18 protein-coding genes and 1 tRNA gene are annotated in these 23,967 nt (G+C 45.9%); 7 read left to right on the top strand and 12 right to left on the bottom strand.

Features of this window, described 5'->3' with window-relative positions; translation table 11 throughout:
* Nucleotides 1–42 precede the first annotated feature (42 nt).
* The 5 genes from NQ544_RS08320 to NQ544_RS08300 form a co-directional block, all read right to left on the bottom strand.
* Nucleotides 43–837: a DUF6266 family protein gene (locus NQ544_RS08320; protein WP_006847084.1), complete on the bottom strand. Its 795-nt coding sequence runs from the start codon at nt 835–837 to the stop codon at nt 43–45.
* A 204-nt stretch (nt 838–1,041) separates the two neighbouring features.
* Nucleotides 1,042–2,925, bottom strand: coding sequence for a DUF3987 domain-containing protein (locus tag NQ544_RS08315; protein ID WP_006847085.1), 1,884 nt, complete (start codon nt 2,923–2,925; stop codon nt 1,042–1,044).
* A 119-nt stretch (nt 2,926–3,044) separates the two neighbouring features.
* The gene (locus tag NQ544_RS08310) at nt 3,045–3,632 is read right to left on the bottom strand and encodes a BT4734/BF3469 family protein (RefSeq protein ID WP_167529920.1); all 588 of its coding nucleotides are present in this window, start codon (nt 3,630–3,632) and stop codon (nt 3,045–3,047) included.
* A complete protein-coding gene (locus NQ544_RS08305) occupies nt 3,623–3,982 on the bottom strand; it encodes a helix-turn-helix domain-containing protein (RefSeq protein WP_006847087.1) in 360 nt (119 codons plus the stop codon). Before NQ544_RS08305 ends, NQ544_RS08310 begins: the two co-directional genes overlap by 10 nt.
* Nucleotides 3,983–4,423: 441 nt before the next feature.
* Nucleotides 4,424–5,605: a hypothetical protein gene (locus NQ544_RS08300; protein WP_006847088.1), complete on the bottom strand. Its 1,182-nt coding sequence runs from the start codon at nt 5,603–5,605 to the stop codon at nt 4,424–4,426.
* Nucleotides 5,606–6,537: 932 nt separating this feature from the next.
* On the opposite strand from NQ544_RS08300, the gene NQ544_RS08295 reads away from it, so the two are divergent.
* Both NQ544_RS08295 and NQ544_RS08290 read left to right on the top strand, forming a co-directional pair.
* Nucleotides 6,538–8,994 (top strand): site-specific DNA-methyltransferase, encoded by a 2,457-nt coding sequence (locus tag NQ544_RS08295; RefSeq protein ID WP_006847089.1) that lies wholly within the window; start codon nt 6,538–6,540, stop codon nt 8,992–8,994.
* Nucleotides 8,995–9,001: 7 nt separating this feature from the next.
* Nucleotides 9,002–11,521 (top strand): DEAD/DEAH box helicase, encoded by a 2,520-nt coding sequence (locus NQ544_RS08290; protein WP_006847090.1) that lies wholly within the window; start codon nt 9,002–9,004, stop codon nt 11,519–11,521.
* A gap of 246 nt (nt 11,522–11,767) precedes the next feature.
* On the opposite strand, the gene NQ544_RS08285 is transcribed toward NQ544_RS08290, so the two are convergent.
* A tRNA-Tyr gene (locus NQ544_RS08285) sits at nt 11,768–11,849 on the bottom strand.
* Nucleotides 11,850–11,999: 150 nt separating this feature from the next.
* The gene (locus NQ544_RS08280; protein WP_006847091.1) at nt 12,000–12,191 is read right to left on the bottom strand and encodes a hypothetical protein; all 192 of its coding nucleotides are present in this window, start codon (nt 12,189–12,191) and stop codon (nt 12,000–12,002) included.
* Nucleotides 12,192–12,327: 136 nt separating this feature from the next.
* Here NQ544_RS08280 and NQ544_RS08275 point away from each other — a divergent pair, with 136 nt between their 5' ends.
* From NQ544_RS08275 to NQ544_RS08260, 4 genes are read left to right on the top strand one after another with little or no spacing between them, the layout of a single operon-like run.
* Complete coding sequence (locus tag NQ544_RS08275) at nt 12,328–12,993, top strand: SprT-like domain-containing protein (protein WP_006847093.1); 666 nt, start codon at nt 12,328–12,330, stop codon at nt 12,991–12,993.
* A 53-nt stretch (nt 12,994–13,046) separates the two neighbouring features.
* The gene (locus NQ544_RS08270; RefSeq protein WP_006847094.1) at nt 13,047–13,991 is read left to right on the top strand and encodes an SGNH/GDSL hydrolase family protein; all 945 of its coding nucleotides are present in this window, start codon (nt 13,047–13,049) and stop codon (nt 13,989–13,991) included.
* A 37-nt stretch (nt 13,992–14,028) separates the two neighbouring features.
* On the top strand, nt 14,029–15,522 hold the full coding sequence (locus NQ544_RS08265) for an MBOAT family O-acyltransferase (protein WP_006847095.1): 1,494 nt from the start codon (nt 14,029–14,031) through the stop codon (nt 15,520–15,522).
* Nucleotides 15,523–15,581: 59 nt separating this feature from the next.
* Nucleotides 15,582–16,580 (top strand): thioredoxin-like domain-containing protein, encoded by a 999-nt coding sequence (locus NQ544_RS08260; RefSeq protein WP_006847096.1) that lies wholly within the window; start codon nt 15,582–15,584, stop codon nt 16,578–16,580.
* Between the two features lie 65 nt (nt 16,581–16,645).
* On the opposite strand, the gene NQ544_RS08255 is transcribed toward NQ544_RS08260, so the two are convergent.
* Nucleotides 16,646–18,784: a M3 family metallopeptidase gene (locus tag NQ544_RS08255; protein WP_006847097.1), complete on the bottom strand. Its 2,139-nt coding sequence runs from the start codon at nt 18,782–18,784 to the stop codon at nt 16,646–16,648.
* Nucleotides 18,785–18,849: 65 nt separating this feature from the next.
* Nucleotides 18,850–19,989 carry an MFS transporter gene (locus tag NQ544_RS08250; protein ID WP_040552847.1) on the bottom strand — a complete coding sequence of 380 codons (1,140 nt, stop codon included), beginning with the start codon at nt 19,987–19,989 and terminating at the stop codon, nt 18,850–18,852.
* A gap of 237 nt (nt 19,990–20,226) precedes the next feature.
* Between NQ544_RS08250 and NQ544_RS08245 the strand changes: the two genes are divergently transcribed.
* Nucleotides 20,227–20,361, top strand: a complete 135-nt coding sequence (locus NQ544_RS08245) for a hypothetical protein (protein ID WP_006847099.1) — start codon at nt 20,227–20,229, stop codon at nt 20,359–20,361.
* A gap of 64 nt (nt 20,362–20,425) precedes the next feature.
* On the opposite strand, the gene NQ544_RS08240 is transcribed toward NQ544_RS08245, so the two are convergent.
* The 3 genes from NQ544_RS08240 to NQ544_RS08230 form a co-directional block, all read right to left on the bottom strand.
* Entirely contained in the window at nt 20,426–20,827 is a 402-nt protein-coding gene (locus NQ544_RS08240; RefSeq protein ID WP_006847100.1) for an N-acetylmuramoyl-L-alanine amidase, read from the bottom strand.
* A 41-nt stretch (nt 20,828–20,868) separates the two neighbouring features.
* Nucleotides 20,869–21,294, bottom strand: a complete 426-nt coding sequence (locus NQ544_RS08235; RefSeq protein WP_040552849.1) for a DUF5675 family protein — start codon at nt 21,292–21,294, stop codon at nt 20,869–20,871.
* 132 nt (nt 21,295–21,426) lie between these two features.
* Nucleotides 21,427–23,955, bottom strand: a complete 2,529-nt coding sequence (locus NQ544_RS08230; protein WP_006847102.1) for a DUF3987 domain-containing protein — start codon at nt 23,953–23,955, stop codon at nt 21,427–21,429.
* Nucleotides 23,956–23,967: the final 12 nt, after the last annotated feature.

The following is a 23,967-nucleotide window of genomic DNA, read 5'->3' as shown; positions in this document are numbered from 1 at the left end:
AAAAGGCAGACTTTTTAGTCTGCCTTTTGTTTAGAAATGAGGTTACTCTAGACCTTCGCCACCGCTTCCTTCGCTAGGATTTGTTGGGGTGGTAGTGCTGCTGTCGCCATTGTCACCCTTGTTAGAACCCTCGTTTGGCTTGTTCTTGTCGATGACACCGTCGTTGTAGAGGATGCCGTTGGCACCTTGCTCCACACTGCCATCGCTCTTCACGTCGCCTACATACACAGAGTTGCTCACGCTTGAGTTTTGCACAGAGGCAAAGGCGATGTAGCAGGAGAGAAGGTCGTCAGACCAATCGGCAGGGAGTTTCAACACAGTTTTGCAATCTATACGACTCGCATCTTCGGTGGTGAATACTGCCTCGCCCTTTGTGAAATTGTAGACGAGAGGCATGGCGAAATCGTCGATGCTGGCGTGGCTCTCGTCAGAGTTGTCCTCCCAGGAAAAGGTCGCCACGTTGCTTGCCACTTTCACCGTGCAGAAACGGCCAGGCATCAAGGAACCGCTACTCACCAATACCTTGCTAGGGTCGATACCAAAGGCGGGATACTTGCCTGCCATGCAGTTGCGCACGGTGTGGCTCATGGCCGCGTTGGTGGCTGTCTGATGCTGGGTGTAGTTGCGGAAACCCACTTTCAAATAGGCTGTCATCACCTTGACAAACTTCTGTGCCATACCAAACTTGATGCGCTGTGACATCTGTTTCTCGGTACGAGGGTTCTTGATACTCTGGGCCTTGCCACGCATGTAAGCCATGCCCTTCCAACTACCACCAACTACTGTTCCTACGGTTCCATTGAATCCACCAAGGATACCTTGTTTAATTTTTCCCATAATCTTGTTCCTTTCTTTAATATTAAATTGTTAAACACTAAATGAATTCTATCTTTATCCCCTCAAAACTAAGTTTCTCGGAGCATGTATAGACTTGGTACGGAGCAGGTACGGAGAGGGTACGGAGCAAGTCTTGTCGCCGTTGAGCTAAATCATGGTCCGTAGCCCTCGTTTCCTAACCACATTGCAAAGATACTACTTTTTTCAGCACTTTCCAAGCATCGGTAGGAGGCTGCGCTCGTCTGCGTTTTGTTGCTTAACCTTCTCATATTCGCCGTTTCCTGTTCGTTTGCATAGACCGTGCTTGTTGACATATTCGCCTACATATTTCTCGGCTGTGCGCTGAGGAATGCCAAGCTTTTTTCCGATAGAAAGAACCGTTTGGCGATTGAACTTGTCGGGAAGGTTCTCGAAGAGTCTTTCGCTCTTAGGGCTTAGTTTGATTCCCAATGTTCCGTCTTCCTCCTTGTTTGGCATAAGCGTGGCAAAGATTTTTGCGGCGTGCTGCATCAGTGTGTCAGCGATGGTTATGGCATTGTCCAAGTCTTCGTCTCGGCAAATAATGGAGGTTGTTGCATTCTCAGAGATGGAGGTTGTGGGACTTTCGGAAAGCGTTTCCTCCAATCTTGCGATACTCAAAACCATGGCGATGCGGAAGGTGCTCAGTCCCAGTCGGTAGATGCTTGCCACAAAGTCTCTGCCCAACATGTTCTTGTATTCCTCCACTAGGCTGTCGAAGTATTTGTTGAATTGCTCACCTTGTGCATCAGTCAGTTCAAACAGAATGTCATTCGAGTAGGACTGACCAGTCTTTGGCTTCATGCTTTTGCTAGCAACCAAATGCTGATGGATGCGGAAGACACGCTTGCCGATGGCTTCCATTTCCTCATCGATGGTGCGCTTAGCCTTGCTGAACACGTTGTGCCATTTGGCAGGAATATCCACCTTCATGAAAAGAAAGCGGGAGAAAAGTCCGTTCTCAGGTGAAGGGATGAGGTTGTTCACCTGTCCTGGTGTACCTGTGAGATAGACCGTCCATTTAGGGTTGTGAATCTCCACGTGCTCGTTCTCCTTGCGACGTCGATAGGTGATGTCCTCATGGTGGAACCCCTTGCGCAGACCATCGGAGAAATTGCCATAGTCGCTCTTGAGGGTGTTGGCGAGCGAATCAGCCTCAGTCTCGAAGGTGATGCCTTGGTCGTGGTTGTCGTGGAGGGCTTGGTAGATAGCAGTAGAGGAACAGTTGGCTGGTATCAACATTGAGCGATAAGGCGGTTCCTTGGGCATAGGCATGGCAGCGGACTTCTTGTTGCCCAAGGCATGCAGGTCGGCGAGTTGCTGTTGGTAATCGTCCACCTCCTGTTTATTGGCCTCACGTATTTCTTGCTCTATAGGACTCACCAGCTTGAGGCAAGCAGAGGTACGTCCTTTGCCGCTGGCAGCGTTTGCCACGATGAAGGTGAAGAGGTTAGGATATACTCGCATGTCATCATAGATGGCGAAGACCTCTGGGAAGGCTCCGCTCAGAATGGTGATGGAGGCAAGCAAGAGCATGTCTTTCTCGGTAGGTGTCTTGCCCAAGGTTGTGATGTCCTTGAAGATTGGGGGCAAGTTGGTGGCTACTTTGTCGCTGAAGGTTGGCAGAGGGATGGGTTCTTCTGTGTTTGCATCATTTGCAGAGTTTGCAAGGTTTGCATCATTTGCAATGTTTGTAGAGATTGCGTTTTTTGTGCTGTTAGCAACTCCCATAGTAATGTTAACCCCTGCTTCCTTGGCATAACCGAAGAAAGAAGCAATGCTGATGCCAGAATGGTTGCTGTTGGAATTGAGTCGCTTGATACAGTCGTCATAGAGTTTGTCGCATTCCTTGTGGTTGTAATCGGCATTGAATCGACTGATGTCGTGGAAGAAGCTTCTGCCTTCCTCGCCCATTTCGAGCGAGATGCCAAAGGCGATGTTGCGCCAACGGTTATAGCCTGCGGTGATGTCGATACCCATCTCCACGATACGACTGGTCACTGTGCGGATTTGTTCCGCAGTATTGATGTTAGCCCATTGCTTTGGGCTGAATGATTTCTTAGTTGTCATAATTGTTATCTCCTTATACTTTTGATGTTTTTAATAACGTTATGATGCCATTTGAAAGGCATTTGAATTGGCTTTCCCTTCGGCCGCCGAACGCTGTTTCTTCACTCTTCGTTCTTCACTTAAAAAGGGCATACGAGTGGGTTCACGTAACAATGTCGGTCGTAGGGTAGGAAACAGGCTCGGCTCACGTTTTTGCAAGCAGGGTCAATGTCCACTCCATAATTCAATCGAATGTAGTTTTGCAGAGCAAGAAACCAAGTGGCATGGTCAGCCTCTTGCAAGTCTATTGCTACGATGAGCTTCAGTCCATCACCCGAAGGACTGCGGAAGGCCAGTTCCAGTTCGAAGTTTTCCTTCATCACCTCATCGTGTATGAATTGCTGCTTGAGGTCTTCCACCTGTTCGTAACCGATGTGGTCGATGTCGATGCAGAGCAGACTGGAGTGCTGGATGAGACCTTGGTCGTTGCGACTGCTGAAGGTGCCGCTTGCCAGGATGTAGTCAAATTCCTTTGCCTTGAAAGCCTTGCGCTCTTTCTCGTCGGCAATGCCACGGAGCGTGTCCGTGGCTTGCTTGTAGAGCAGAGGATTGGTGATGTAAGTCCAAAGATGGTAGATGCTCACACGGTTGTGGCTCAACACGTTAGAGATGGGATGTCGGTAATATTGCATCCGATGCTCGTGGAGTTGGTCAATGGTCATTGGCATGGTGTGCCTCCTTCCTTTGCTGGTTGCTCGACCTTTGGCATAACCTTGTCTTTTGGCATAGGCTTCACTCTGCTGTCTCTGTAGGATTCCTCCATGAGTTGTTGCAGGTCGCTTTCCTTGTAGTAGCATCTTCCGCCCATCTTGGCGAAGGGCAGCTTGCCGTTGGAACGGAGCGTTTGCAAGGTACGCTGACTGATGTGAAACATCTCCATCACCTCATAGTTGTCGTGCCACTGGTCGAGTGGGGTGAGGGTAGGAGCTTGCACGGCTTGTGTAGACTGCACACTTTGCACGTTTTGCAAACCTTGCAAACTTTGCAAAGGCTGCATCGAGAGATATTTCTTCTCCATAATGTTTTGGCAGATGTGTTTTTCCCGAAGTCACCCTAGGCATCATCTGCATGAAACCAACACGGCGTGAGACTTCTGTTCCGCAGTGCTCATAAAGAATATGGTATGCATCCCATAAAGGTTTCTGGGTGCAAAAGTAATGCAAAAGTATTCAAAATAAAAATACGCGACTGTATTTGCTCAAATTACGTTATGTCTCGTAAGTTAGGCTATCTGTCTAAGAGATAAGGAAATATCTGTATTTTAGAAAGTCCGATAAATGGATAGGTTCTGGAGATGTGTATGGTGAAGTAGGTGAATTATACAGATAAATAGTAATTTGGATACAGATAATGAGAGATTGGGATGAAGGTAGTGGTAATGTGTAAAAAAAATAATGGATTGCTCGTTACTCGAACAATCCATATCTTGAAGCGATAAAGACAAAATATCTAGATAATTTTATGCAGTGACATGAATCGGAATCGCAACAGCCTTCTCTTTTTTACTATTGATAATGGGTTTGATTTTTTCTACAAACTGAGCGTATTCTTCTTCTGTAAACTTATTTTTGCTGCCATTGGAACCTGAGTTGCCTGCTGGAACCAGGTATTTACCATGATATGTGTTTTGGAAATACTTGATAAATTTAGCTTCTTTGCCGCTTCCGATGATACCAGCCCATTCCATCACCATGACAATAACTTTCGCCTTGATGTGATGTTTATTTAGTTTCTTATTATATCTCCCTTCTATGTCGAGTTCATCGAAGTGTTCTATTACTAGTCTTACTTGTTTTGCAAGGTCATGGTTGTTAGGCCATAGGATAGACTCTTCACAAGTGAGTCCAGCTTTCTTCCCTTTCTCAATCGTGTCGAAAATGACAAATAACTGGAATTGGCTCGGATTGAATACATGGAAGCAATCGCAGATAGCCTGTTGTAGAGATTTAGGGCCATGTATTCTTTTAGACATAGCATCTATGGGGAGCGTTGTTCCTAAACTTTTGAAGGCGTTAATCGTGTCGTGCGATTTTTTTGCGACTTCTTGATAGTTTTCTTGGTAAATCTTGTTGCATAAGTCAGGATGAGTTCTAATATATCTTTCTTTTTGGATGATTTCACGACAAAGCAACATGATGCCCGTCAATTTGAGGAAAAAGTTTCTTGCTGACAAGCAAAGATCTTTTACACATTCAGGGTAATTTTCTAACCCAAACATATCCTCGCTATAGGGAAGTCCTGTCAAAAATGAATGGTCGAATACAGATAGTTTGATGTTTTGTTCCTTGGTATAGGCTGTGTTTTTTCTGACTACAGGGCACATTTTTCTGAATATTTTCTTGGTGCTAGAAATAGTGCTTCTCAGTTTACGACTCAAAGTAAGGGCTGTATTGAAACACTGGTTGTAGTTTGTGGCGTAGAGTTTATTGAAAACCTTGGCAAATTCTTTGAGCGCCAAGTATTCTTTCTCCAATCTTGCGGTGCTAATTTTGAGGTCGGTACAGAAAAGATAGACATCGTTTTCCTCGTAGTCACGACTTTGAATGGCAGCAAGTATTTTGCTGTCTTCAAAGGCCATTGCATTTTGAATGATGCTCTCAAAACTTTTGTCAGAGGCATCGAGTACGGTTGTATACTGCATGTAATTACTTTTTAAATATTCAACTTCTCTCGGCAGTAACAATCTCGCACATATAGGGGTGTTCGGGGCTTATTACTCCTTGACAAGTACAAAGTTACGAAAATAATACAAATGTAGCAAGAAATGGTAAACTTTTTTATAGTTAAATAAAGTTAAGTTGTTGACTTGTAGATTATTGCACTTTTGTTTTGGAAAAATTATTTTCAGAATTAATGCAATTATTTCTCCAAAATGTTTGGAGATTCAGATTTTATGTTGTAAATTTGCAGCCAGAAACAAGAACCCGCCAAGCCTCTCGATGAAGCTTAAATCGGCGGGTCGTTTTTGTTATAGTTATAGTGCCAAGTTTGTTGTTTGGTGGATTTGGGCGAATGAACTCCTTTGATAAGATTACGGGAAAAATGCATTATTTGTCTCTTTATAAATTCTTTTTCATAAAATATTGTTGATTTTCAAATAATATTTGTATCTTTGCACTTGGATTTGGTTTTGGCCATTTCCAAGACATTTTAGTAAAAACAAAGCATTGACTATTATTTCGCGTTCACAAAGAAAAAGCCTGAGAAACTGATTTCTTTGCATAAGATAGGCTGCGCCTCAGCAATTAAAGCAAGCTTTATTGCTTTCGGTTGGTGCTATCTTTCCGCAGAAAGAGTAATCGGAATGCTGTTTGCAGTGGAGGCCTCTTTGTGCATTACCCAGTGTAATGTATGATAAGAGGAGGTTTGCTCGTACGTTCACATTGATAAGTTGATGTTCATACCTATATGGTGTGGACGTCCTATCCTATGTGAACGTCGGGTTTTCATTCTCAGGCTTCCCGTGAACGCGAAAGGAAAGGGGTCCGCACCTTTTCCTTTTTTCCATCCATGATGCTCTCTCCTTGCAGCAAGCCGTCTTGATAGTTGGATGCGACTTAAAATAATTATAAGATGGCAGCGATTAATGATTTAATTGCTCGAATACAAGATCCGGAACTTCGCCTTCATGTGGCAAAGGAGGTGAAAGAGCTGACCAAGCATAAAAAGTTTGGACTTGTGTTTGAGAATCATGTGCCAGAGATGACTTTGCTCTATGACTATCCTATCAGCCGTGGATGCAAGGTGATTCGCAAGGTGGATGATGACAAAAGGCTCACAGAGGATATTCTTTGGGAGGTGATGAGTGTGTGCCGTGGGATGGCTACTTGCCACCATTCTATATCAGGTGAGGAACTGCAAGTTTCTTGCCAAGACCTCATTTGTGTGGCAAAGAATGGTGAGCCTATTTACCCTTGCCTCAAATATGTGGACTCTGTAAAGAATGCTCCCGATAGCGACCTTTGGCACACGTTGATAGAGGCGGACAATTTTCATGCTCTCCAGCTCTTGGCTTATCTTTATCCGCAACAGGTGGATTGTATCTATATAGACCCTCCTTACAATAGTGGTGCTACCGATTGGAAATACAACAATAATTATGTGGATGGAAATGATAGTTACCGTCATAGTAAATGGTTGGCTATGATGGAAAGTCGCTTGTTGCTTGCTAAGAAGTTGCTGAATCCGAAGAACTCGGTGATGATTGTCACTATTGATGAGAAAGAGTATTTGCATCTTGGATGTTTGTTGGAGGAAATGTTTCCAGAGGCAAATATTCAGATGGTGACTTCTGTTATTAGTGGAAAGGGTGTTTCCAGAGATGGGCAATTTTCGAGAGTAGAAGAATACGTTTTTTTTGTAAGTCTTGGAAATATGCCAGTTCTTCAATTGGATAAGAATATGCTAAGTGTTCTTCAAGAAGAAAGTCCTACCAAAAAGAATGCTATTGATTTTCTCGGTTTTAGAAGAAGAAATAAAGGTAATTTTAGAACTTCGAGACCTCATCAATTTTATCCAGTTATTGTGGATAATGAGGATGGACATATTGTAAAGATAGGAGAGGCTCTTACTCCAGATATTAATCGAGGGGACGTTGTTATACCACAAGGATGTTCTGCGTTGTGGCCGTTAGACCCTAGTGGTTCTGAAAGAATTTGGAGTCTTGTTCCAGAATCGGCTGAAGCTTTGCTTTCTAAAGGATATTTGAAAGTTATAAATTGGAATAAAGATACCAAAACAGGGTCTGTAAAGTATTTGGCAGAAGGTATGGTGAAAGACATTGATAATGGGGTAATAGTAGTCGATAGTAGGGATGAATATGGCGCTGTGATATCGGGGCATTATCTCAATACTGATGATGATACTTTACGTCCAAGAAGAGTTTGGGTAGATAAATTACATAATGCCAGTTCTTATGGAACATTGTTGATAAAGAAGTTTCTTGGAGAAAAGCGTTTTGATTTCCCCAAGTCCCTTTACGCCGTCCACGATGCCATCCGTTTCTTCGTAGCCAACAACCCAAACGCTCTCATCCTCGATTTCTTCTCGGGCAGTGGTACAACCCTTCATGCTGTTAATCTCTTGAATAAGGAGGATGGCGGACATCGCCGTTGCATCATGGTGACCAACAATGAGGTGAGTGCCGAGGAGGAAAAGGCATTCCGAGCCAATGGTTTGCACAAGGGTGATGAGGAATGGGAGAAGTTTGGCATCGCTCGCTATGTGAACTGGCCACGTACAAAATGCTCCATTCTTGGTGTGGATGTGAATGGAAACCCAATTCAGGGAGATTACATTACTTCCAATACGGAAGAGAAGGTGGTAAAAAGAAGTATCAAGCAAATTAGCCTTGACCTTCGTGATGATTCCTTGGGAACAAAATTGAAGAAACAAATCGTTGGCTTGATTGGCGACAAGAAGATGCCACAAAATGCGGTTAAGGCTGAATGCCCATATCTTGTGCCAGAGGATGCTAATAATGCAATCCTCTTCGATGTTACCAAGATAGACGGGTTTATGGAGGATATTCATGAGAGTATTGATACCATCTACGTGGTTACTTCTAATAATAAGGCATTCACCGTAACCAAAAAGGAACTGGATGAATTGCCCGAAAAGACCAAGACTGTACCTGTTACGATTCCGATGGCTGAAGGCTTTGTCGCAAATGCGGCTTACTATAAGTTGACTTTCCTTGATAAAGATAAGGTTTCGCTTGGCGCCCAGTTGAACGAACTGCTGCCTATCTTGTGGATGAAAGCAGGTGCCCATGGTGTGTGTCCTACTCATGTGGATGGTGAGTTTATGGTATTTCCCGAGAACAAGATGGCTGTCTTGAACGATGAGTTTGCCATAGACGAGCTGAAAGAGGCATTGCGGGACAAGCCAGAGGTGGAGACCGTTTACATCATTGAAGATAGTGAGGAGAATTATCGCACGTTGGCTGCAAGTCTGAATGTTAAGCAGACTTATCAGCTTTACCGTGACTATCTCGACAACTTTAAGATTAATATAGAAAGAAAACAATAAGGCACGTATGTTAGTAGATTTATTTGAATTTCAGAATAAAGCACTTGGCAGTCTGCGAGAGCGACAGGTGAAGGCACAGCGTCGCTATAAGCAAGATGGTGAGAAGAGCATCATACCTTTTACAGCCCCTACGGGTGCTGGCAAGACCATCATCATGTCTGCATTCATCGAGGCTCTCTATACTGGCGACACCTATCAAGGGACTCAGAATGATGCCATCGTGCTATGGATAAGCGATGCACCTGAACTGAACGAGCAGAGTAAGGACAAACTCTACAAAGTGGCAGACAAGTTGAGAAATCGCCAAGTTGTGACTATTGATGAGCAGAACTTCAAGGCCGACAAACTTCAGTTGGGTACCATTTATTATGTGAATACCCAGAAATTTGGGGTAAACAGCAATCTTGTGAAGTATAGCGATAGCCGTAACTATACAGGTTGGGACTTCATGCGCAACACGATAGAGGAGTATGGTGACAAACTTGTGGTTATCATTGATGAGGCTCATCGTGGTGCCAAGCCCAATGAGATTGGTACGCAGATGAGTATCATGCAGAAGTTTGTTCTCGGTTCGGAGACAGACAATATGCCGTCCATGCCATTGATAATCGGCATGAGTGCCACCTTGGAACGATTCAATGAATTGGTGAAATCTGCTGATTCTACGCTGTTGCCTAAGGTGGAGGTTACTCCCGATGAGGTGCGTGCGTCAGGCTTGTTGAAGGATGAGATCAAAATACACCATCCTCAGACAGGAGAGGCTTTCGCCGAGATGACCTATCTGGCGGAAGCCGCAAAGGACTGGAAAAGTAAATGCCAGCATTGGGAGGCGTATCGTCAACATGAGGATGTAGAAGTGAGACCAGCCTTGGTGGTTCAGGTAAAGAACAAAAAGGATGATAAGTTGTCTGAGACCAACCTCGACGAGTGCTTGCGCATCATTGAGGCTCATGCCGGGATTTCATTGAGAAGTGGTGAAGTGGTACATACTTTCGACATCAAGGAATCCATAACTGTCAGTGGGCTTGAAGTGCCTTATCTCGACCCTTCACGAATATCGGAGTCCAAGGACGTAAAAGTCATCTTCTTCAAGGATAATCTTTCCACAGGTTGGGATTGTCCAAGGGCTGAGACGATGATGTCGTTCAAGGTGGCATCAGGTTACACCAACATCGCCCAACTGCTAGGAAGAATGGTGCGCACTCCTTTGCAGAAACGAATAGAGACTGATGATACTTTGAATGAAGTACAGCTTTTCCTTCCTAATTTTGATGCGGTTACCGTAGAACGGGTGAAGCGAGAATTGGAAGGTACGATTCCTACTCATGTGGAAACCAATCCTTCGCCTAAGCAGGAATTGAAACTTAGGGGCAACTTGCCTTGTGGACTTTCACGACAGGAAGTGTTCGAGGCTATCAATGCCGCTCAGATAGATAATTATGCGATACCGCAAAAAAGCGTTACGGATTATCGAAAAGCTCTTTTCAAACTTTGCCATTTGCTGGTTCGCACTCGATTGTGCAGAGATGCCGTCAATAAGCTGAAGAATGATATCGTCGGTCAGATAACTGATTTCGTCAAGGATTTGCAGGATGCTGGGACTTACCAGCAGACGATGGAGAAAATCCGCACCATGAACGATGTGGTGTTAGCTTTTGATGCCTTGGGCAAAAGCGCAAAAGAGGGCGAGGATGGCAAACTCATTCTTTCAGAGTCGGATATAGATACTTGGAGCGAGAATGTGGAAACACGTTTTGGAAAAGACGGCGTGCTGAATGCTTATCGCAAGGCTCGCCTGGATGAGTATGACAATACTGAACTGCGTTTGCAATTTATCCTCTACGCCAATAATCAGTCGTGTATGGAACGTCTGGATAAGTATTGCAAAGAGGCATTCTATGAATATTACGATAAGTATCGTCAAAAGTTAGAGGATTTTGGGGAGGAAGTGAAGCGTGAATATGAGAAGATTGTAAAGGCTCACGTATCTACTTTGCCATTCGATTTAACCTTGCCAGACTTGATGGTTACGAGCAAGCATCCTGAAGGAACAGCATTTACTGATCATTTATATGTGGATGGAGAGGGGAAGGCTGTATTTAAGTTGAATGAGTGGGAGCAAGCTGTACTTGATGTGGAACAGAAAAAAGAAGGTTTCGTTTGCTGGGTGAGAAATGTTCCTAATAAGAATGGTTTTCTATGTATTCAATATCTTAATGGCGACGAATTAAGACCGCATTTCCCTGATTTTATCGTTGTGCGTCGTGTGGATGAGCAGTTTGAGTTTGTATTGCTTGAACCTCATTATACTGGCTATGCAGACTCTGTTCCCAAATTGAAGGGAATGGCAGCATATTCAGAGCGTTGTTCTGCTATTAAGCGTAATGAGATGATGCGCATTGTGGATATAGCGACAGGTAAGAAAGTGCAATCGCTCAATGCAGCTTCTTCCTCGGTTCGTAATGATATTAAGCATTTGATGAGCCAAGATGATTTGAACAAATTGTTTATAAGGTATAATAAATAGAGAATCAGGAGGCAATGATAAAGTGAGAGTCTTTGCCTCCTGTTTTAGCTTTTTAGTTCTTCAAGCACCCAATAGGCACCGCCGTATGCGGAACCGCATGTACGGTGGTGTGAGAGGTCGGTAAATGCGAAAATAGGAGATAAACGCCTACGATTAGTGTTTACCTCCTAATCGATTGTATAAAAAAAGTCCGCCTCTCTTTCGAAAGTCGGACTCTTAAATTTTTGAGTTATTTTTTGGGAAAAGTGGGTAGTGATGGATTCGAACCACCGAAGGCATAGCCAGCAGATTTACAGTCTGCCCCATTTGGCCACTCTGGTAACTACCCAAAAGCTTTATATCTCAAAAGCGAGTGCAAAGGTAATGCTTTTATTTGATATTACCAAATTTTTTCGGTATTTTTTTCTCTTTTCCTTCAAAAAATGTTCATTTTCCCCTATAAAATAGGTTTTTCCCCTCTCTTCCCCCTTTTACTTTTTTACCTTTTTACCTTTACCACATGTCTTCTGCGGTGTTTCCTCGACAGCCTTCTGTGCTTGTAATGCTCATATTTCTTGATGGCAACGAATACCGTGAGGGCAAGGACTACGGCTAGCAGGAAGAGCGAGATACCGATGATAATGATGAAGATAGAGGAGTAGAGTAGCATATGTTGTGCTGTCTTGTTCATTTTTGTTGAAATTTGCGTGCTAAGTTACGCATTTTTCGATAAATATTGAAAGAAACAAAGAAAAAGTTGTATCTTTGCAAACGTTTTGTAGTATCTGATATACAGAACTGAATAATTATTGAATAAATATACATACATGATTGTTACAATAGAATGGATGGAGGAGTGGTTCAGGCGTTTCGACCAGGAATATTTCGGGGGAAAGCTGCCTGTTCCTGAACTCGGACTTACTCATGCCAAGACTCGCTTGGGGCAACTTGCCTATAAGCGGGCCTCCAGATGGGGACGCACCAAACTCTACGATTTCAAACTCTCCATGTCTACTTATTATGATATGACCGACAAGCAGGCAAAGAGTGTCTTGCTCCACGAGATGATACATTACATCATCGGTTATACGGGACTGAAAGATACCTCGGCTCACGGGGTTGTGTTCAAGGGGCTGATGGATAAGCTCAACAGCCAGTATGGCTGGGATATCAGAGTATCGACATCCACCAAGGGCTGGAAGGTAAGCGAAACCGTAAGAAGCAGGAAAGAGAAGAAGGGACCGCAAATCTATCTGATGCTTGCCATCGAAATGAATGATGGAAGACATTATCTCTCGAGAGTGAATCCGAGTTTTGCCCGTCGCATCGAAAATCAGCTGAAGACGGTCAGGGAAGTGGTTTCTCATCAGTGGTATACAACGATGGAGAACTATTTCGAAGACTATCCGCAGGTGCGCAGCTTGAGAGGAAGGCGCATCTCGAAGGCCGATTTCGGAAAGTTGCTCAATGTGCTCACTCCCTTTCAGCTGTAATGCCAGATGAATGTATAAGAAAAAGAATAACCAAAACTCATTAAAGATATAAAATGAAAGAAACCTGGAAAATGATAGCCCTGCTGGCAATAGCCATTGGAGGACTGCTGGCTTATGCCTTTCTTCCAGAGCAAGTGGCTGAAAACATTCCGCTGAAACAGATTGGAATGGATGCGCTCACCGGTAAAAGCGAGGCAGAGCTTACTGAAGAGGAAAAGGCTGACAGCATGATAAAGGAACCCGTGGATACGGCGGCGCAGCGAGTACTGATCTTCGGCGACTCGATGTCGGAATATCTAGGTCTGCGACTGGCTGATTATGCCAACAAGAACGGTCATAAACTCACCTGTATTACCTGGGTGAGTTCGGGCACCAGAAACTGGGCTGCTACCGATACCCTGCAGCATTATATCCAACGTATAAAACCTACCCATGTCTTTGTATGTCTGGGCAGCAACGAACTGTATACGTCTGATATGAAGGGATGTGAAAAACGCATCCGTGCCATCCTGAGCAAGATTGGTAATATTCCGACGATATGGATCGGTCCGCCAAACTGGTGTGAGGATAATGGATATAACAAACTCCTCCGTGAGGTGATGGGACCACGAGGCTATTATCCTAGCTACAAACTTGCCTTCGAACGCCAGAAAGACGGCCGGCATCCGACTATGGCTTCATCTGCCATGTGGATGGATAAGATTGTAGAGTGGATGAATAGCGGTCATTGTGTGCATCCGTTCCGATTGGAAAAGCCGGATAAGCGTGACCGCAGATACAGACAGATTACCATCTTGCCTCCTGGAACCAAACATAGGGCAGACAACACGGCTATGAAGAAGGATTCTCTTTCTATGCCTGTTGAGGGAACTGTGCCTGAAACCACAGAAAGTCCTGCTGCAACCAAGGTACCTGAAACTGCAGGAAAAACGGCTCCGGCTGCTGCTGACAAGACGGTTCCAGCGGTAAAGCATGTAAACCATAAAGACTCCATATAAGAAAGAGTTCAATAAATAATATCTTCAGAACAGACAAATGAATTATTCAACATTCGAAATAAGTGCCTTGTGGCATTGGATAGAGCGGCTGTTTGTTTATCAGGCAGATTCTCCGCTGATGATGGGCAGCATTCCGTTTGCGCTGCTCTTCATCTTCTTCCTTGCCATTTATACCCTGCTCAAGAGCTATTCGCGCACAGCCATGATGATGTATGTCATCTGCTTCAGCCTTTTCTTTGCCTATAAGGTGAACGGAATGGTGATGTGGATGCTGCCGCTTACGGCTTGCATCAATTATGCCGTAACCCAGGAAATGAGACTGCATGAGGGGAAGGCGCGCAAGGCGCTGCTCACCTTCGTGGTGCTTGTAGACCTGGCTCTGCTGTGCTATTTCAAATATACCAATTTCATCATTGGCGATGTAGTCAACGAGATGTTCAGTACCAACTTCTCGCTGCAGTCTATCGCTCTGCCTGTAGGTATCTCGTTCTATACCTTCCAGGCTATCAGCTATGCGGTAGATACCTATAAGCGCAAGTTTGATATGGAGGTAACGCTCCTGGAGTATTGCTTCTATCTCACCTTCTTTCCGCTGCTGATGGCGGGTCCTATCACCCGTGCCGCCAATCTGATACCCAGACTGAAACGAAACGAACAGGCTTCCAGCAGAATGCTTTGGACGGGACTCTTTCTCATCATGCTGGGACTGGTCAAGAAGAATATGCTGAGCGATTATATCGCACAGTTCAACAACTGGGTGTTTGATGCGCCGCAAACCTTCTCGGGTTTCGAGAATCTGGCAGCGCTCTTCGGCTACCCTGTCCAGATTTTCCTCGATTTCTCGGGATACAGCGATATGAGTATCGGTGTGGCAGCCATCCTGGGTTTCTATCTGCCCGACAACTTCTATTTCCCTTACCGCTCACTCTCGGTTACCGAGTTCTGGCGTCGCTGGCACATCTCGCTTTCCTTCTGGTTCCGCGATTATGTGTATATTCCGCTGGGTGGAAACCGGAAGGGAAAGGTGCGCATGTATTTCAACAACTTCCTCACCATGCTGGTGGCAGGTTTGTGGCATGGCTCTTCCTGGATGTTCGTCATCTGGGGTGCTCTTCATGGTTTCGGACTTGTGGTGCATAAGTTCTTCAGCCGTCAGTTGGGCATAAGCATTCCCCGTACGCTGGCTGGCAATTCCCTCAGCTGGCTCATCACCTATTTATATATATGCTTTGCGTGGTCGTTTTTCCGTGCCAAGGATTTGGGTGTGTTGGGGAAGATGTATGATAAGGTGGCAAATGATTTCAGTATCGATTATCTGGTGCCTTTCTTCCATGCCCGTCCTGCCTGGACGCTTTGCATCATCGGTGTCATGCTGAGCTATCTCTTTACCGAGCGCCAGTATCACCGTCTTCAGGCGCGGTTCATCCTTCTGCCTTGGGTGGCTAAACTGCTGCTCTTCATCATCTGTCTGCAGATGGTGGTGGAGGTTTCCCAGGAGAGTGTACAGCCGTTCATTTATTATCAGTTCTAGTTTCGATGGTTAATATTAATATATATATTTGAAGTAACAGACATAAACAGTAAAATTGTATGAAGAAACTATTATTCTTTTTGCTCCTGATGACGGCTGTCGTCGGTAGAGCACAGACATCGCTTGACTTGCTGCCTGTAGGCACCGAGGCTCCCGACTTCACGATTACTGACAGTAAGACGGGTAAGAAAATCTTCCAGCTTTCAGATAAGAAGACTCAGAAGGATAAAGACGGAAAGACGGTTCCGGGTGTCTGGACCGTGCTCGATTTCTGGGCTTCCTGGTGTCCTGACTGCAGAAGAGACATGCCGATGGTGAAGGCTATCTATGACAAATACAATACCAAGATCCAGGTAGTGGGTGTTTCTTTTGATACCGATGAGGCGAAGATGAAGAAATATCTGGGCGATAATCAGTATAGCTGGTTGCAATACTGTGAGTTTAAGAAATGGAAGGAAACAAAGATTTCCAAGGATTATCACATCTCATGGATTCCAACCTCTTATCTGATCAATCCGGAAGGTAAGGTTGCATTCTCTACCGTGAAGGCGGAGGAGATGATGAAGAAACTGGATTCGCTCGACCAGATAGGAGCATTGAAACCTGCTCAGATGCAGACTGCTCTCAAGAAGGTGTATAATGAAAGCATCGATCCGATAGCTCAGATTGATGAGGCTTTGGCTAAAGCCAAGAAGAATGGCAAGTTTGTTATCTGTCAGGTAGGTGGTAACTGGTGCCCATGGTGCTTGAAGTTTGCCGATTTTGTAGAGAAGAATGCTGCGGTCAACAAGATGGTGAATGATCATTTCGAATATATTCATGTGAACTACAATCGCAGAAAAACTGCCGGTGATGCGGCGGTGAAGAAGGCTGAGCAGCTGATGAAGCGACTGAGCAATCCTCAGCGTTTCGGATTCCCGGTCTTTGTGGTGCTCGATGAAGCCGGAAAGGTTCTCCATATCCAGGATTCCAGTTTCCTGGAAGAAGGTAAGGGATATAACGAAGAAAAGGTGCTCAGATTCCTGAAGAGCTGGACACCTCAGGCTATTAAAGGATAAAGAAAGAGGGTGTGTCATTAACTTATGACACACCCTCTACCTGTTTCATATCGTAATTTTATGCGTTACAAACCTCTTGCTTTCAGGAATCCGGAAGCATCTGGCTTCTCCATACCTGTAAAGTCGGTAAACATTTCCATCTGGTCCTTGGTGTTGCCACGGCTCAGAATCTTATCGCGGAATGCCTGACCAACGGCTGGATCTAAGGCACCATGCTTTGCAAAGTAGTCGGCGATGTTCACAGCCAGCACCTCTGTCCAGAGATAGCTGTAATAGCCTGCAGCATAACCGCCGCCCCATACGTGGTTGAAGTATGATGTGCTGTAGCGAGGAGGAATCTGGGTGTTGAGCAAACCGATGTTGTGAAGCTCTTCCTTCTCGAAGGCGCCTGCCATATAAGGTGAAGGCACCTCTTCTTCGCTAATCTTGTGCCAGGCAAGGTCAAGACAGGTTGCAGCCAGATTCTCGCCCAGTGAATAAGCGGTCTGGAAGCTGATGCTCTTCAGCATGCGCTCTTTCAGATCGGCTGGCATCGCAGCACCGTTCTCGGTATGACGGGCGTAATGGTCGAATATCTCCGGAATAGAAGCAAACGATTCGTTAAACTGGGATGGCATCTCTACGAAATCGCGGGCAACAGCTGTTCCTGACAGGGTATTGTACTTGCAGTCGGAAAGGATTCCGTGAAGTGCATGACCGAACTCATGGAACAGGGTAGTAACCTCATCCCATGTGATGAGAGATGGCTGACCCTCCGGTGCCTTGGCGTTGTTGCATACATTATATATGATAGGCAACTGGCCGCGCTGCTTACTCTGCTTGGCAAAGGCGCTCATCCATGCACCGCCACGCTTGGTAGGACGGCGGAAGTAATCGCTGTAGAAGAGGGCGATTGGCTTGCCGTTCTTGTCGCTTACCTCGAATACCTTCATGTCTGGGTGATAGGTTGGAATATCCTTGCGCTGCTTGAAGTTCAGTCCGTATACACGATGGGCGGCATAGAACACACCGTTCACCTGTACGCTGTCGATGTTGAAGTATGGCTTGATCTCATCATCGGTAATGTTGAGCATCTCCTTCTTCATCTTCGCAGAATAATAGAATCGGTCGTATGGCTGCAGCTTGAAGTCCTTGCCCTCCGTCTTCTGGGCATACGCTTCTATCGCCTTGGTTTCAGCATCAGCCTTAGGAGCATATTCCTTGATGAGCTGCTTCAGAAAAACATCCACATTCTTGCTGTTCTTAGCCATCGTCTTTTCGAGCGAATAGTCGGCATAGTTGTCATATCCCATCAGCTTGCCCTTCTCGGCACGCAACTTGGCAATCTCGGTTACGATAGGGAAGGTGTTGAAATCAGGATTGGTTCCGTCGGCACGGTGGATGCTTGCCATATACACCTTCTTGCGCAGTTCGCGGTTCTGGAGATTGGTGAGGATAGGCTGCTGGGTGGTGTTGATGATGACGATGCAGTAAGGTGCCTTGCCTCCGCGGCTCTCAGCATCTTTCTTGCATTGTGCAATGTCTGCATCGCTCAATCCGGCGAGTTCTTCCTTGCTGTTCACCCAAACCACGGCGTTGTTGGTAGCGGCAGGAAGAAGGTTGCCCCATTCCTGCTGCAACTCAGAGATGCGGGAGTTGATCTGCTTCATGCGCTCCATCTTCTCGGCAGAAAGGAGGGCGCCTGAACGTACAAAACTCTTATAGATAACCTCAGTAAGGCGCTTGTCTTCGCCCTTGAGTTTCTTATATTCATTATCGTAAACATACTTGATGCGCTCGAAGAGTTTCTTGTTGAACGAAATCTCATTATCGAGTTCGGTCAGCAATGGGGTAGCCTTCTTTTCGGTTTCGGCGATGCCCGGAGTTTTGTGGGCGCTGGTGAGACCGAAGAAGATGTTAGTCACCTTTTCGAGCAGCGTACCGCTCTCCTCATAGGCGAGGATGGTGTTCTGGAAGTTAGGCTTCTTCTTGTTGTTTACAATCTTCTGGATGTTGGCACGCTGCTCCCTGATAGCCGCTTCGATGGCTGGCAGGTAGTCGCTTTCCTGAATCTTGCTGAAGTCAGGAGCACCGAATGGAAGACTGCTCTTTGTTAAAAGAGGATTCTGACGGTTACCGCCCGCAGTCTGTGCGAACGATGAGGCTGGCATCTGCAGGAGTGTTGCGGCCAAGCCCAGGGTAAGGAAAGTCTTGTTAAGTTTCATTATGTTTCTTTGTTTATTTGAAATTCTTCTGCAAAGATAATCATTTATTTCGGATTATCGCATTTTTATTCATATTTCTTATGGAAAATCAGCAGACAGATGGCTCCTGCCAATGCCATCGGCACACCGATAAGGGCAGGGAAGTTGTATCCCAATCCCATCGCAACAGGAATTCCACCGAGGAAGGCTCCCATGGCGTTACCCAGATTGAAGGCGCCCTGAATGCAGCAGCCGCCCAGCATTTCGCCACCCTTGGCATGCTTCACGATGAGGAATTGCTCAGGCGATCCGATTCCGAAAAGACAGGCGCAGCAGATGAACATCAGTACTACAGATACCCAGCCGAAAGGGGCGAGGAAGAAGGTGAGCAGAAGTGCCGCTGCCGCCAGAAACTGGAGATAACAGGTAAAGCGGCCCGGCTTGATGCGGTCGGCAAGCAAGGCACTCACCTGATTGCCTACTACCATTCCGCCGCCTGCAAGAATCATCAGCAGAGAGATGCTGGCTGCGCTGAATCCGCCTTCCATCTGAAGCAGCGGCGAGATATAACTGAACCAGCAGAGGATGCCGCCATTGCCCAGAAAGGTGGCGGCGATGATGAGCCACGGAGCCTTGTTGCGGAGGAAATGGAACTGTGCCTTCATACCGTTGTTTGGCAGTGCTTCTACATCCGGAACCCATCTGTGAATCATATATAAGGTGATGAGTCCGAGCACGATACAGCTGACAAAAGGTACTCGCCAGCTGAACATGTGACTTAGGAAGGTTCCCACCGGCACACCCAGCAGATTGGCCACCGGCATACCTGCGCACATCATCGCCACGGCATTGGTTCCCTTACCCTCTTTGGCAATCTTCACCGCTACGATGGTACCCGTTCCGAAGTAGGCGCCATGAGGCAGACCTTCTATAAAGCGGGCGCAGAGCAAGAGCCAGTAGTTAGGTGCTACTGAGGCGATGACAGCTCCGAAGGTGATGAGCGAAGTCAGGAACATCAGGATATTCTTGGGTCTGTATTTATGCATGAGTATCAGTGAGAAGGCTCCGGCGCAGACGCCGAGTGCATAGATGGAGATGAGATGTCCTGCTTCCGGGATGGAAACGTTCATGTTGTTGGCGATGTCTGTGATGATGCCCTCGATGATGAATTCAGCGATGCCCAAGGTAAAGGTACCCAGCGCGAGTGCAAATAGTCCTTTTTTCATTTGTTTTGATGAGTCAATATTATCCTTATAAAATAGTTTCTCTCTTATTTTATGTCTTTGTAAGACAATAGTTTCTTCTATAATTTTACAGTTTCTTTTTGATGTTATTTTTCGAAACCGCTGTTTCGGAAATGGCGGTTTCGAATGCAAAGGTAATAAAAATGCCTGAATATCAGCCTGTTTGTTTGCTAATTTAAGTTTTTTTATTTGTTTGCGTGCTTCTTGTTCCGTCTCAATGTGGCAGGTTCTAAAGACAACAATGACTTGAATGGTATCGGTAACCTTCAGCAGCGTGATGGCTATAAGGCTCGCATCCTGAAAGATGGCGAGAAGGTTGAGAAGAACACTGGGGAGAAGTGTGACCTGATGTAATGTTCTACGTATGGCGCATCAGGCAAATAAGTATAAATAGGGAACGCAGCGCGTTCCCTATCTGTTAGCCCCACTCCTTCTTCACATCAAAGCAGGGGCAGGCTTTGTTGGCAAATTCATTATGACCATGAATCGTGGCTAATGGATATTCCTCCTTCAGCTGCTCGATGAGCGAGCGCATTGCCGCTTTCTGGTTTCGGGTTCTTGTATCCTTCGGCTTGCCTTTCTTCGATAAGCCGCCGATGTAGCAGACGCCTATACTGATGGAATTATGGCCCTTGCAATGGGCGCCAACCTCCTCTATCGCACGGCCTACATGAATGCTGCCGTCACGATAAATCACGAAATGATAACCTATGCAGCGCATTCCGCGCTCGCGGTGCCAGCGGTCAATATCCGCTACGGTGAAGTTGCGACCTTCCTTGGTCGCACTGCAATGAATGATGATTTCCTTTATCTTACGCATGATATTGCTATTTTAAATTAATGAATGTTAGGGTGGAAATCCTAAAATGCTATCGAGATATCATCACTACCCCAATCTATGATACGCAACTTGATACACTCCATCTTTTTAGAAGCCTTCCTTAATCGTTCACAAAGTCGGTCGAAGTATTCCTGAGAATGAATCACCAGCCCAGAGGCTACAGCCTTACCCAGAATGATGCATCCATATTTCAGCGTCATCGGACCATTTCCGGGTTTGAGACAAGGAGAATTGATGCCCACTTCCCAAACAGCCTGTCCCTTCCTCAGGATAACAGGCATTTTCCTACTCTTTTTAGCTATAGAAACAAAAGCTATCTCATAGTCTCCTGCAGGCAAATAACGCTCAGGATGTTCTATGGTATTACAAACTTTCGTACCCTTTATTACTAATGTGCCATCTACTCCCCATCGGGTAAAGCGACGGCGATAAATGATTATTTCCATAAATATTGAAAAATAAAATTGATTTATTGATAGGGTCATCAAGGATTTCGTTACTGAAAATCCTTAATGACCGAAAATGACCGTGACCGTTAATGACCGGATGTATTAATAGTCACTTATTTTGAACCTCTATTATACAGTAGGTTGAACCTTCTGATAACGCATATCGGGCAGCACACCTATCAATCCCTGCCGCTTCCAGTTTTTCAACATCTGTCTAACAACCTCACGAGTTACGTTTGCCCCCTTTACTGCAATACTTTGCTGCAATGCCTGCTCGAAGGAGAAAGTAACGTCAAGCCGCTCGAAGATGGAATCATTTTTGCCGCGTCGGGAACGATCATAAGTTGTCTGACCGCAATAACTCTTGGATGAGAATGCATCCTCTATGCGACTACGGAAGAAGTAGAGTGCATTGTCCAACTGATAATCTGCCAGGATATTGAAGGCTTCGAGCATGGTTGGTGTCTGCGTCTTTACGATCATTTCCTTCCATAACAGCGGATTCTGTTTCAGCTGCTTCTCGGCACCCTGGAAACCATGTTTCTGAATCAGCGTCTCGGCCACCTTACAGAGCATGATGCAGGTCATCATTCTCATCGTGGTAGGACAGATACGGAAACGCTGGCGGGCTTTCACCTTGTCGTCATTTTTCATGGTCTCCAATCGTATCTGTTCCAGCCACTCCCTGCCCTTATTCTCCAACTTAGGCAGAACCACCTCGCCCTCCATCAGGGGCAAGAGATGAGCTATCTGCCGTATGTGCTCACGTTGAGTTTCGGTCAGCACAAAGAGATTGTCTGTAAGCGGAGTGAACGTGTTGTCCGGCGTTCGCGCCACGACAATACGGCTTTGGAAACCATCCGTATAATTGTTCACTACTCGATAGAGTGCATCAGGCGTTCCGCACATCACAACGTTCCACAAAAGATGTTCGATATGAACATTCACCGCATCTGCACTTCTTGCCTCGCGCTCATAGCTTGTTCCGTCGTAAGCCTGTCTCAACATAACTGAAAAGTCGCTCATCGCCGATTTCCACTTCTGTGCTACAGTGTCAGCTTCCGGAGTGAACGAGAAGGCGTGCTTGCCTTCAGTATTAGCCAGTCGTTCTGCAAGATTCGCCACCGTATTATTTAAAGTAAGACATCTTACAGGCAGCTTTGGTTCTTCCGGCTGCTCCTTCTTATTCTTAGCCGCACGCTTCTTGGCTCTCCATTCATCCTCCTGCTGCTGATACATTTTGTCCATCTGTTTCACTTCCGAAGTCCAGGTATCAACCACGGGGTCAATACTTCCTTTACCCGAGGCGAAATCACCGGCGATGTAGGAGATAAGGTTCAGCGAGTTCATCTTGCCGTGAACGGAAACCTTCACGCCAGTAGCAAGCATTCCGATTGCAGGACAGATGGCTGTAATCACTGGCATTGCCAGAGCCGGCCCAACAGCACTGATGGAATCACGCACGCCTTGTGGCATCTTGGGTAAAGCATCGTAATAGAACAGATCATCCTTGGCGTTAGCTTCGTCCAAGGCATTCACCAGCGCCTCGCTGTCTTCATCTGCATTCCCGTTTGAAGCCCCCAGTTTCAGTTTCTCCTGCCTCAGCGCAGCCAGCACATCCTTCAGTCGCTTAGGCATTTGCGTGATTTTCTCGTTCAATGCCGAGTTGATGCAAGCCATTTTTTCCTGCTCGGGAAACCCATCGTAGCAGGGAATAATCTGAGCCAGCAGATTGCGGTCAAAACCACAGATGTGGCGCAGGTTCACAGCCAGTTCAAAGGTCAACGTATTGCGGTTGGAGCGCATCGGCTCCTGCCCATCATTATACATCTGCCACCACTTCTTAATGATTTCCCCATAAGGAATCCCGAGATAATTGTCCTGAGCAGCAGAAGTAGTTGAAGTAGCAGAAGTTGACGCAGCAGCAGAAGTTGACGCAGCAGAGGCTGAAGTAGCAGAAGTAGAAATTCTCGAATTCTTAAATTCCTGACCCTTAAAACCCCCTTGAGAATCCTTCTTGAATTCTTCCTTCCAGGGCTCATAATGCTTGTTTGCCTTGTGCGCTCCTTCCGGCAGTTCCTCGTTTCCGTATCTTTCACGCTCTTCCAGGACTTTCCCTTCAGCTGCCACGGCAGCCTCATCGTATTCATCCTTGAAGAGCCGTGGCGAAAGGAAGAGCAAATCTTCGTCATCCGATGTAGTAGTGAAATAAACCCTGTTAATGTCGTGAGCCGAAGTATCCATTTCGCACTTGAGCATCGTAGCAATCCTCACCTGATTCTCCAGAACCGTCTTGCCCTTTTCGCGTTCAAACACCGCATGACCGCCTTGTCTTGCACTACGTTCCAGCATCAGCAATCCATACTTGTCCGGTTCTTTCAGCAGCAGCTTGGCAGCCTTGGCGAAAGCCTCCGGCTCATCCATATCAAATCCGAAAGCACCGCTTGGCAGTTTCATTCCCTTCACTACCCCTTGCGGATAATGGCCGGAATAATTAAACTGCACCAGTCTCCGTTTCGCAGCATCGTTTCCGGCACGAGCCAGGCGAAGATTCGCCTTCTGCTCATTGCTTCCACGCAGCTGCTTATACTCCTCTTCCGAAGTGATGGAGCGGGCAACCTTGTGCCCATTCTCCACCTTAATTAAATAACAACTCATCTATCTTATTAC

It is taken from the genome of Segatella copri DSM 18205, from assembly GCF_025151535.1.
GTDB classification, from domain to species: Bacteria; Bacteroidota; Bacteroidia; order Bacteroidales; family Bacteroidaceae; genus Prevotella; species Prevotella copri.
Note: the sequence above shows the minus strand (reverse complement) of the source record. Positions and strands in the feature narration are given on the sequence as shown.